Here is a 10,390-nt window from a genome sequence, read left to right on the forward strand (position 1 = left end):
TGCTGGTCGTGCGCAAGGGCACCCGCTGGGAGTCGCCCTGGCCGGCCGACGAGCGGGAGGCCGGGCGTACGCCGGGCACGCTCAACCTGCCGGCGGTGGTGGCGGCGGCGGCGAGCCTGCGCGCGGCGGCGGCCGACGCGGCGGCCGAGGCGGCCCGGCTGGCGCCGCTGGTGGCCCGGATCCGGGACCGGGTGGCGGCCGAGGTGCCCGACGTGGAGGTGGTGGGTGACCCCGACCACCGCCTGCCGCACCTGGTGACCTTCTCCTGCCTCTACGTCGACGGCGAGGCCCTGCTGCACGCGCTCGACCGGCGCGGGTTCGCCGTCTCCTCGGGCTCCTCGTGCACGTCGTCGACGCTGCGGCCGTCGCACGTGCTGGAGGCGATGGGGGTGCTCTCGCACGGCAACGTCCGGGTCTCGCTGCACCGGGAGACGACGGAGGCCGACGTCGAGAGGTTCCTCACCGAACTGCCCGGCGTCGTGGCGCGACTGCGCGCCGAGGCCGGGGTGGTGGGGCTGTGACGGCGCCGGCGGAGATCCTCGACTGCCGCGGTCAGCGCTGCCCGCTGCCGGTGATCGCGGCGGCCCGGCGGCTGCCCGAGCTGCCCGTCGGCACGGTGGTGCGGGTGCTCGCCGACGATCCGGCCGCGGCGGTGGACATCCCGGCCTGGTGCCGGATGCGCGGCCACGAGTTCCTCGGCACGGTCACCGGCCCGGACGGCCCCGCCTTCGACGTCCGCCGCCGCCACTGACCCGGGTGGCGCGGGGCCCGACCCGCACCACGTCGCCGTTCCCGGCGTGCCGCCGGGGGGTGTTCCTCACCACCCCCGGCGGCCCCGGCGACGCGACCAGCGCCGGTGTCACGTCACGGCACGAGGTGCGGGCGGACGTCCTCGGCGGCGACGTCGCCGTACGACTCGGCCAGGCGCTTGACGAACAGGTCGCGGCGGACCTCGTACTCCTGGGTGCCGACGGTCTCCAGCACCAGCGTGGCGAGCAGGGAGCCGACCTGGGCAGCCCGCTCCAGCCCGAGCCCCCACGAGAGGGCGGTGAAGAAGCCGGCCCGGAACCCGTCGCCGACGCCGGTCGGGTCGACCGCCTGGGTCTCCCGCGCGATCGGCACGTGGATCGGGTCGAAGTCCCGCCCGGCGATCTCCACCCCGTCCTTGCCCAGCGTCGTGACCCGCACCTTGACCCGGTCGAGCAGCTGCGCGTCGGTCAGCCCGGCCTTGCTCTGCAGCAGCGACTTCTCGTAGTCGTTGGTCATCAGGTACTCGGCGCCCTCGATCAGCCCGACGACGTCCTCGCCGTCCATGCGGGCGAGCTGCTGGGACGGGTCGGCGGCGAACCGGTAGCCGCGCTCCCGGCACTCGGCGGAGTGCCGCAGCATCGCCTCCGGGTCGTTCGCGCCGACCAGGACCAGGTCCAGCCCGTCGAGGCGGCGGGCCACCGGCGCCAGCTCGATGTTGCGCGCCTCGCTCATCGCCCCGGCGTAGAACGAGGCGATCTGGCACATGTCGGTGTCCGTGGTGCAGACGAACCGGGCGGTGTGCGCCACCTCGCTGATGTGCACCGAGTCGCAGTCGACGCCGTGCCGCTCCAGCCAGGAGCGGTAGTCGGCGAAGTCCGCGCCGACCGCGCCGACCAGGACCGGGCGCAGGCCGAGCTGCCCCATGCCGAAGGCGATGTTGGCCGCCACCCCACCACGCCGCAGCACCAGGTCGTCCACCAGGAAGGAGAGCGAGACCTTGTGCAACTGGTCGGCGATGAACTGGTCGGCGAAGCGACCGGGGAAGCTCATCAGATGGTCGGTGGCGATCGAGCCGGTCACGGCGATCTTCATGTCAACCCTCGGGGTCGGGAGCAGGGCGCCGGTCAGCCTACCGGCCCGGCCCCCTCAGGATGACCGGTCGGTCGGCCCCGGGTCATCTTCCCGACGGCTCGTTTCCGACCGGAAGACGACGGCGGGGCCGCCCCGGAGGACGGCCCCGCCGTGGTCAGCGGAGGTCTGGCTCAGCTGAACGAGTCACCGCAGGCGCAGGAGTTGCCCGCGTTGGGGTTGTCGATGGTGAAGCCCTGGGCGTCGATCCGGTCGGCGAAGTCGATGGTGGCGCCGGCCAGGTAGGGGGCGCTCATCCGGTCGACGACGACCTCGACACCGTCGAAGTCGGTGACGACGTCACCGTCGAGCGACCGCTCGTCGAAGAAGAGCTGGTACCGCAGGCCGGAGCAGCCACCCGGCTGCACGGCGACCCGGAGCCGCAGGTCGTCGCGGCCCTCCTGCTCGATCAGGGCCTTGACCTTCTGCGCCGCGACGTCGGTGAGGACGACGGACGTGGGGGCCTTGGCCTCGGTCGACTCGGTCTGCGCTGGCGTGGTCACGTGAAATCTCCCTGCGCGGTTGGGTCCGGACGCACTGGCCAACATCTCCTGTCGCCCAGCCATTCCCGGTGTGGTCCAGATCCGATGGTACGCCGCCACGGCCGGCCCCACCCGTCCGGCGTGACCAGGGCCGCCGCCCGGAGCGCCTCCGCACCGGCCGTGGTCAGCGGCTCCACTGCCGGGCGAGCCGGGTGCCGAGCGCCCGCAGCCCCTCGGCCGGGCGCTCCATCGCGGCGGCCAGCCCGCCGCGTTCCTCGCCCCCGAAGTGCTCCACCAGGCTGTACGCGTCGGTCACCCCGGCCGCCCCGGCCTCCCGCCGCCCGGTGCTCACCCGGCCCGCGACCACCACGCAGGGCACGCCCCTGTCCCGGGCGGCGCCGGCCACCCCGGCCACCACCTTGCCGCGCAGCGACTGGTGGTCGAACGAGCCCTCCCCGGTGATCACCAGGTCGACCTCGTCGAGGGTGACGTCCAGCCCGATCGCCCGGGTGACCAGGCCGATGCCCGACTCGCAGTGCCCGCCCAGCGCCAGGACGGCCGCGCCCAGCCCGCCGGCCGCGCCGCCGCCGGGCAGCGCGCCCAGCCGTTCGGGGCAGCCGGGCAGGTCCCGCTCCAGCACGGCGGCGAAACGCTCCAGCGCGGCGTCGAGCAGCAGCACGTCGGCCCGGTCGGCGCCCTTCTGCGGGCCGAACACGTTGCTGGCCCCGTGCAGCCCGAGCAGCGGGTTGTCCACGTCGGTGGCGGCCACCAGGCGGGCGTCGCGCAGCCGGGGCGCGCCGTCGAGGGCGTCCGCCGCGCCGAGCGCGCCCCCGCCGTACGGCAGTGCCTGGCCGGTGGCGTCCAGCGGGGTCACGCCGAGCGCGGTGAGCATGCCCGCGCCGCCGTCGTTGGTGCCGGAGCCGCCCAGCCCGATCACGACCGTCCGGGCCCCGGCCTCCAGGGCGGCGGCCACCAGCACCCCCAGCCCGTACGAGGAGGTGGTCTTCGGGTCCCGCTCGGCCGCGTCGAGCAGGTGCAGCCCGCACGCCTGGGCGCTCTCCAGCCAGGCGGTCGCACCGCCGTCGGTGAGCAGGATCTCACCGGTCGTCGGGCGGCCCAGCGGGTCGACGGTCGGCACCGGAATCCGGCGTCCGCCGAGGGCGTCGGAGAGCACGTCGATGAAGCCCGGCCCACCGTCCGACAGGGGCCGCACGAGCAGGTCGTCGCCGGGGGCGACCTCCCGCCAGCCGGTGGCCACGGCATCGGCGACCTGCGGGGCCGGCAGGGTGCCGGCGAACTTGTCCGGACAGAGCAGCACGCGCATGTCGAGCAGTGTGGCAGCACACACCGCTGGAGGCTGCGCCGAGGCCGCACTGTGGGACCATGGGGCACGTGACTTCGACCTGGGTGGAACCCTCCAACACCGCGACGGCACTGCTGCTGCTCGGCCGGGGCAGCGACCCCGCCACGGAGCGCGGCGTCGAGTGTCCGGGTGACCTGCCGGCGCCCAGCGACCCGGACCTGGTGGCCCGGGCGACGGCGGCGAAGGCGGCGCTGGGCAGCAAGGTCTTCGTGCTGGGGCACCACTACCAGCGCGACGAGGTGATCCAGTTCGCCGACGTGACCGGTGACTCGTTCAAGCTGGCCCGCGAGGCGGCGGCCCGGCCCGACGCGGAGTACATCGTCTTCTGCGGCGTGCACTTCATGGCCGAGAGCGCCGACATCCTCACCTCGGACGCGCAGAAGGTCATCCTGCCCGACCTGGCCGCCGGCTGCTCGATGGCGGACATGGCGGTGCTGTCGCAGGTCGAGACCGCCTGGGACGTGCTCACCGAACTGGGCATCGCGGCGGAGACCGTCCCGGTGACGTACATGAACTCCTCGGCGGACATCAAGGGCTTCGTCGGCCGCAACGGCGGCGTGGTCTGCACCTCGTCGAACGCGAAGCGGGCGCTGGAGTGGGCGTACGAGCAGGGGTCGAAGGTCTTCTTCTTCCCCGACCAGCACCTGGGTCGCAACACGGCGGTGCTGGAGATGGGCTTCTCGCTGGACGACTGCGTCCTCTACGACCCGCACAAGCCCAACGGCGGGCTCACCCCGCAGCAGCTGCGTGACGCGCGGATGATCCTGTGGCGCGGGCACTGCTCGGTGCACGGCCGCTTCACGCTGGACAGCGTCGACGACGTGCGGGAGCGGGTGCCGGGGGTGAACGTGCTGGTCCACCCGGAGTGCCGGCACGAGGTGGTCACCGCCGCCGACTTCGTCGGTTCGACGGAATACATCATCAAGGCCATCGAGGCGGCCCCGGCCGGCTCGGCCTGGGCGGTCGGCACCGAGCTGAACCTGGTCCGCCGGCTCGCGCTGGCCCACCCGGACAAGCAGGTCATGTTCCTGGACAAGGCCGTCTGCTACTGCTCGACCATGAACCGGATCGACCTGCCCCACCTGGTCTGGGCGCTGGAGGAGCTGGTGGCCGGCCGGCTGGTCAACCAGATCACCGTCGACCCGGACACCGCGCACCACGCCCGGGTGGCGCTGGAGAAGATGCTGGCCCTGCCCGGGGCCGACACCCCGCCGCCCGCAGCGGGCTGATCACCCTCCGTAGCCGTATTGGCACGGAAAAGGGCCCGATCACCGATAAGTACCCTCAGGGACGATGTGACCGGGTCCATGATCGTCACCGAGGGCTATGCTGCCGGTGCGACGACTCACGCGGGCCGTTTCGACATGGCCGCATTCCGGGTAGCGATGACAATCGTGTGCCCCACCATCAACACGGCAGCACCGACGCGCTGGAGGTTGCGTTGACCGACGACGTCCTGGTCGTACACGGAGGTACCCCGCTCGAAGGGCGGATCCGCGTGCGCGGCGCGAAGAACCTGGTCTCGAAGGCGATGGTCGCCGCCCTGCTGGGTGACAGCCCGAGCCGGCTGTACGACGTACCGAAGATCCGCGACGTCGAGGTGGTCCGGGGCCTGCTCGGCCTGCACGGGGTCAAGGTCACCGACGGCGGGGAGGACGGCGAGCTCGTCTTCGACCCGGCGAACGTGGAGAGCGCCAGCACGGACCAGATCAACGTGCACGCGGGCTCCAGCCGGATCCCGATCCTCTTCTGCGGGCCGCTGCTGCACCGCCTCGGCCACGCCTTCATCCCCGACCTGGGGGGCTGCCACATCGGGCCGCGCCCGATCGACTTCCACCTCCAGGCGCTGCGGGAGTTCGGTGCGACGGTCGAGAAGACCCCGGAAGGGCTGCACCTGTCGGCGCCGAACGGGCTGCACGGCACCAAGTTCGCCCTGCCGTACCCGAGCGTCGGTGCGACCGAGCAGGTGCTGCTGACGGCCGTGATGGCCGAGGGCGTCACCGAGCTGCGCAACGCCGCGGTGGAGCCGGAGATCATCGACCTGATCTGCATCCTGCAGAAGATGGGCGCGATCATCAAGGTGCACACCGACCGGGTCATCGAGATCCAGGGTGTGCCGAAGCTGCACGGCTACACGCACCGACCGATCCCGGACCGGATCGAGGCGGCGAGCTGGGCGGCGGCGGCCCTGGCCACCCGCGGCCACGTCGAGGTGCTCGGCGCGCAGCAGGCCGACATGATGACCTTCCTGAACATCTTCCGCTCCGTCGGCGGCGAGTACGAGGTCACCGACGCCCGGCCGCCGAAGCTGGGCGACCCGGGCCAGGAGGGCGGGATCCGGTTCTGGCACCCGGGCGGCGAGCTGCACGCCGTGGCGCTGGAGACCGACGTGCACCCGGGCTTCATGACCGACTGGCAGCAGCCGCTGGTGGTGGCGCTCACCCAGGCCCGGGGCCTGTCCATCGTCCACGAGACGGTCTACGAGCAGCGGCTGGGCTACACCGAGGCGCTCAACTCGATGGGCGCCAACATCCAGGTCTACCGGGACTGCCTGGGCGGCACGCCGTGCCGTTTCGGCCGGCGCAACTTCAAGCACTCGGCCGTGATCGCGGGGCCGAGCAAGCTGCACGCCGCCGACCTGGTCATCCCCGACCTGCGGGCCGGTTTCAGCCACCTGATCGCCGCGCTGGCCGCCGAGGGCACCTCCCGGGTCTACGGCGTGGACCTGATCAACCGGGGCTACGAGGACTTCGAGGCGAAGCTGGCCGACCTGGGCGCGCACGTCGAGCGCCCGTAACGTCGACCACTCCCGTACGCGCCCGGTGCACCGCGATGTGCACCGGGCGCCGTCGTTTGGCTACCCTTTCCGCGTGCCCTCGCTGTTTCGCCGCAAGTCCTCCGACCTCGTCGACGAGGCCGTCACCCCGGTGACCCCCGACGAGGAGTCCACGCTTGCCCAGCCCCGGGGCTACACCCCGAGCAAGAAGGAGCTGGGCAAGGCCACCCCGAAGCGGCCCACCGCCGGCCGTCGGCCGGCCGCGGCCACCAAGCCGTTGACCAAGGAGGAGCAGCGGGAGCGCAAGCGCCAGCTGCGCGCCGAGGCGGCGGAGGAGTTCCGTCGTGAGGGCGGTCCCCGCGACCGCGGCCCGGAGCGGCTGCTGGCCCGCAACGTGGTCGACTCCCGGCGTACGGTCGGCACCTGGTTCTTCGGTGGGGCGCTGATCGTGCTGATCGGCTCGAACGCCGCGATGCCGCCGGTCGTCCGCCTGGTCTCCAACATCCTCTGGGGCGCGCTCGCCCTGGGTGTGGTGGTCGACTCGCTCCTGATCTCGCGCAAGATCCGCAAGCTGGTCGGGGAGCGTTTCCCGAACACCGGGCAGCGGATGGGCTCGCTCTACCTCTACGCCATCATGCGGTCGATCACGTTCCGCCGGATGCGCGCCCCCGCGCCCCGGGTAAACATCGGCGACCCGGTCTGAGCCTGCCGCACCGACGGCCCCTACCGCAGCGCGGTACGGGGCCGTCGCCGTCACGGCCTCGGCGGCTGGCCTCGCGGCGGCGTCAGCGGCTCCGGTAGAGCCGGGCCACCACGTCCTCGATGTCCGGCTCGACGATCGAGACGTCCCGCAGCGCGCCCAGCCCGGCCAGGGCCGCCACCACCTCGGCCACCCCCGCCGACTCCAACGCGAAGACCAGCCGGTGCCCGTCGGCCTCCTGCCGTTGCAGCGGCGCGCCGGGCAGCACCGGCGGCTCGGCCAGCGGTGCGTCCAGGTCGGCGACGAGCAGCCGGCGCGACCCGTACCGCTCGTGCAGCGCGGCGATCGACCCGTCGTGCACCACCCGCCCGTGGTCGACCACCACCAGGCGCCGGCAGAGCCGCTCGATGTCGGCCAGGTCGTGCGTGGTGAGCACCAGCGTCGTGTCCCCGGCCCGGCCCAGCTCGCCGAGGAAGCCGCGGACCGCCTGCTTGCTGACCACGTCGAGGCCGATGGTGGGCTCGTCGAGGAAGAGCACCTCCGGGCCGTGCAGCAGCGCGGCGGTCAGCTCGCCGCGCATGCGCTGCCCGAGGGAGAGCTGCCTTACCGGGGTGTCCAGGAACGGATCCAGGTCGAGCAGGCTCCGGCAGCGGCGCAGCCGGGCGGCGTGCGCGGCGGCCGGCACCCGGTAGACGTGCCGCAGCAGCGCGAACGAGTCGCCCAGCGGCAGGTCCCACCAGAGCTGCGAGCGCTGGCCGAAGACCACGCCGACGCGCAGCGCGAGCCGGGTCCGCTCGGCCACCGGGCGCAGGCCGCACACGCGTACCTCGCCGGCGGAAGGCGTCAGCACGCCCGTGAACATCTTGAGCGTCGTCGACTTGCCGGCACCGTTGGGCCCGATGTAGCCGAGCATCTCGCCCCGGGCCACCCGCAGGTCGATCCCGTCCACGGCGGTGACCCGCCGCTTCTCCCGCCGCAGCCGGCCGGTGCGCACCCGGACGGTGAACTCCTTGCGCAGCCCGTCGACCACGATCACGTCGTCGCTCACGACCCCGTACTCCGGTAGTGGCGGACCCCGGTGCGCCAGGCCGCCGCCGCACCGACGGCCGCGACCAGCGCGACGGCCGGCGCGGTGAAGCCCACCCACGCCGGCAGGCCGAGCGGGTCGGCGCGGCCGAGCAGCGCCAGCGCCGGGTGGTAGCTGACGAAGGCGAAGCCCAGGCCGTACGCGAACACCGCGCGGAACCAGCCCTCGAAGACGGTGACCGGGTACGAGGCGAAGTCCCGCCCGCCGTAGGTGACCGAGTTGGCCAGCTCACCCGAGTCGACCCACCAGAACGAGACGGTGGCGGTGGCCACGAAGACCGACCCGAAGAAGACCACCCCGGCCAGCGGGGCGAGGACCACCAGCAGCGCCCGCGCCGGGGTCCACTCGACGCCGGCGGAGCCGACCGCGACGACCAGCACGGCGATCCCGAAGACCGCCCGGGACACCTTGCGCAGCGGCAGGTCCATCAGCAGCAGCTGGGGCAGGGCGCCGAGCGGGCGGACCAGCACGGCGTCGAAGAGCCCGGTGCGCACGTACCGGGGCAGCCGCTCGATGTTGCCCACCAGCAGGTCGGCGACGGCGAACGCGCACGTCGAGAGGCCGACGACCACCAGCGTCTCGCGCAGCGTGAAGCCGCCCAGCTCCCGGGTGACCCCGAAGATCACCAGCACGGTCAGCACGTCGAAGACGGTGGACCCGACGTTGCCGACCACGTCGATGACGAAGGAGGTCCGGTACGCCGTCTGCGCGCGTGCCTGCGCGCCGAGCAGCGCCCGGTACGCGGCCAGCGCCCCGCCCGACGCCTCAGCCACCCTGCACCACCAGGCGGCGTTCCGCGCGCCGCTGCACCAGCCGGCAGGCGGCCAGAATCAGCACCGCCCAGGCGAGCTGGAGGCCAACCAGCCCGACCTGCGTGCCGGTCGGGTCCCGCTCGACCAGCACGTCGAGCGGGGTCTGGAGCAGGCTCGGGAAGGGGGTGCCCAGCCACAGCACGAGCTGGAGCCACTCCGGCAGGAAGCGCAGCGGGAAATAGAGCCCGGCGAGCACGCCCGACGCGAGGGTCCAGAGGATCACCGGCCCCCGGACGTCCTGCAACCAGTACGCGGTCGCGTTGACCAGGAACCGGCAGCCGAAGCAGAGGACCACGGCGACGACGGCGGAGAACGCGAAGATCGGCAGGGTGGCCCAGCGGCGGGGCACGTGGACCTCGAAGAAGAGCGGCCCGACCAGCACCGGCGGCAGGAACCGGACCAGCGCGGCGTGGCCGGCGCGACCCAGGTCGGCGGCGAGATGGCTGGTCACGGGGTGCACCGGCCGCAGCAGGTCGCTGGCGACGTCGCCGGTGCGGATCCGGTCGGCCAGCTCGGTCCAGCCCCAGAGCAGGACGACCGCCAGCAGGCCCTGGCCCACCCAGACGAAGGTGGCGAGCTGCCCCCGGTCGTACCCGGCCACCGTGCCGGCCGCGCCGACCGCCGCGAGCAGGACGTAGCACCGCAGGAAGCCGAAGACCGTGTTGGTCACGACGCCCGCCACCGATGCCTGCCGGTACGTGGCGTAACGTCGGAAGCCTGATCCGGTTATAGCCTTAAATGTCCGGAACCATAGGATAACGTTTGGGGTGGTGGGCGGTGCCACAGTGGCGGTGAGCGAGCCCACGCCGCTACCCTCCTTCCGCAGCCACGCCGTACCGGAGGGGCGACTCTACCGGCACGTGGAGCGCCCAGCGCGACAATTTCCAACGAGGTGACATCGCCGTGAGCGAGCGGACGCGGGCCGGCCACCGGGGCGCCGCCGTGAGCGGACGGACGCCAGCCGGGCACCCGGGCGCGCCCGCTCCCCGGCGGCTGGCACCGGGCGTTCCGCCTACCCTCCGTGGCGACGGGGCAACCGGATGAGCCGCTACTACGACCACTGGCACGACTCCGCCGAACCGGCCTGGATGATCGAGCCCACCACCGAGTGGCATCCGCAGTTCCCCGGCCAGCGCTACGCGGGCGACATCGGCGTCGAACACGCGCCGGCCGTCCGGCATCAGGTGGGACACCGGCACGCCGCGCCCCAGCACGGCGACGTCGGCGATCAGCCGCCGGTGGCAGCGCCACCAGACGCTCTCGCTGCACATCACCGCCGTGGTCCGGGCCGC

The 10,390-nt window shown here is 73.2% G+C and carries 12 protein-coding genes; 6 read left to right on the forward strand and 6 right to left on the reverse strand.

The genetic code is table 11. From position 1 onward, the window contains the following. Both F6X68_RS25495 and F6X68_RS25500 read left to right on the forward strand, forming a co-directional pair. Window positions 1–521, forward strand: a 521-nt coding sequence (locus tag F6X68_RS25495; RefSeq protein ID WP_151456657.1) for an aminotransferase class V-fold PLP-dependent enzyme, incomplete at its 5' end; no start/stop codon positions are given. After that, window positions 518–751 (forward strand): sulfurtransferase TusA family protein, encoded by a 234-nt coding sequence (locus tag F6X68_RS25500; protein WP_151456658.1) that lies wholly within the window; start codon window positions 518–520, stop codon window positions 749–751. The genes F6X68_RS25495 and F6X68_RS25500, both read left to right, overlap by 4 nt. A gap of 113 nt (window positions 752–864) precedes the next feature. Here F6X68_RS25500 and F6X68_RS25505 read toward each other — a convergent pair whose 3' ends face one another. From F6X68_RS25505 to F6X68_RS25515, 3 genes are all read right to left on the reverse strand, one after another. After that, entirely contained in the window at window positions 865–1,842 is a 978-nt protein-coding gene (locus F6X68_RS25505) for a carbohydrate kinase family protein (RefSeq protein WP_151456659.1), read from the reverse strand. 170 nt (window positions 1,843–2,012) lie between these two features. Further along, a complete protein-coding gene (gene erpA, locus F6X68_RS25510) occupies window positions 2,013–2,381 on the reverse strand; it encodes an iron-sulfur cluster insertion protein ErpA (RefSeq protein WP_091104634.1) in 369 nt (122 codons plus the stop codon). Window positions 2,382–2,544: 163 nt separating this feature from the next. Beyond that, window positions 2,545–3,684 carry a glycerate kinase gene (locus F6X68_RS25515; RefSeq protein ID WP_151456664.1) on the reverse strand — a complete coding sequence of 380 codons (1,140 nt, stop codon included), beginning with the start codon at window positions 3,682–3,684 and terminating at the stop codon, window positions 2,545–2,547. A 68-nt stretch (window positions 3,685–3,752) separates the two neighbouring features. Here F6X68_RS25515 and nadA point away from each other — a divergent pair, with 68 nt between their 5' ends. From nadA to F6X68_RS25530, 3 genes are all read left to right on the forward strand, one after another. Further along, entirely contained in the window at window positions 3,753–4,952 is a 1,200-nt protein-coding gene (nadA, locus tag F6X68_RS25520) for a quinolinate synthase NadA (RefSeq protein ID WP_151456660.1), read from the forward strand. A 212-nt stretch (window positions 4,953–5,164) separates the two neighbouring features. After that, window positions 5,165–6,520, forward strand: a complete 1,356-nt coding sequence (gene murA / locus F6X68_RS25525) for a UDP-N-acetylglucosamine 1-carboxyvinyltransferase (RefSeq protein WP_151456661.1) — start codon at window positions 5,165–5,167, stop codon at window positions 6,518–6,520. A 73-nt stretch (window positions 6,521–6,593) separates the two neighbouring features. Further along, on the forward strand, window positions 6,594–7,202 hold the full coding sequence (locus F6X68_RS25530; RefSeq protein WP_151456662.1) for a DUF3043 domain-containing protein: 609 nt from the start codon (window positions 6,594–6,596) through the stop codon (window positions 7,200–7,202). Window positions 7,203–7,284: 82 nt separating this feature from the next. On the opposite strand, the gene F6X68_RS25535 is transcribed toward F6X68_RS25530, so the two are convergent. The 3 genes from F6X68_RS25535 to F6X68_RS25545 are packed head-to-tail and all read right to left on the reverse strand — an operon-like array spanning window position 7,285 to window position 9,903. Then, complete coding sequence (locus tag F6X68_RS25535; RefSeq protein ID WP_225852420.1) at window positions 7,285–8,247, reverse strand: ATP-binding cassette domain-containing protein; 963 nt, start codon at window positions 8,245–8,247, stop codon at window positions 7,285–7,287. After that, window positions 8,244–9,059, reverse strand: coding sequence for an ABC transporter permease (locus tag F6X68_RS25540; RefSeq protein WP_225852421.1), 816 nt, complete (start codon window positions 9,057–9,059; stop codon window positions 8,244–8,246). The genes F6X68_RS25535 and F6X68_RS25540 overlap by 4 nt, the downstream gene beginning before the upstream one ends. Further along, window positions 9,052–9,903 carry an ABC-2 family transporter protein gene (locus F6X68_RS25545; RefSeq protein WP_151456663.1) on the reverse strand — a complete coding sequence of 284 codons (852 nt, stop codon included), beginning with the start codon at window positions 9,901–9,903 and terminating at the stop codon, window positions 9,052–9,054. The genes F6X68_RS25540 and F6X68_RS25545 overlap by 8 nt, the downstream gene beginning before the upstream one ends. Before the next feature lie 235 nt (window positions 9,904–10,138). On the opposite strand from F6X68_RS25545, the gene F6X68_RS33675 reads away from it, so the two are divergent. Then, a partial coding sequence (locus F6X68_RS33675) for a hypothetical protein (RefSeq protein ID WP_192581541.1) occupies window positions 10,139–10,390 on the forward strand: 252 nt, incomplete at its 3' end.

This window comes from Micromonospora sp. AMSO12t, assembly GCF_008806585.1.
GTDB classification, from domain to species: Bacteria; Actinomycetota; Actinomycetes; order Mycobacteriales; family Micromonosporaceae; genus Micromonospora; species Micromonospora reichwaldensis.

Coding starts and splice junctions, on each gene's coding strand:
- F6X68_RS25515 (WP_151456664.1), bottom strand. CDS start 3,684: ATGCGCGTGCTGCTCTGTCCGGACAAGTTCGCCGGCACCCTGCCGGCC.
- F6X68_RS25505 (WP_151456659.1), bottom strand. CDS start 1,842: ATGAAGATCGCCGTGACCGGCTCGATCGCCACCGACCATCTGATGAGC.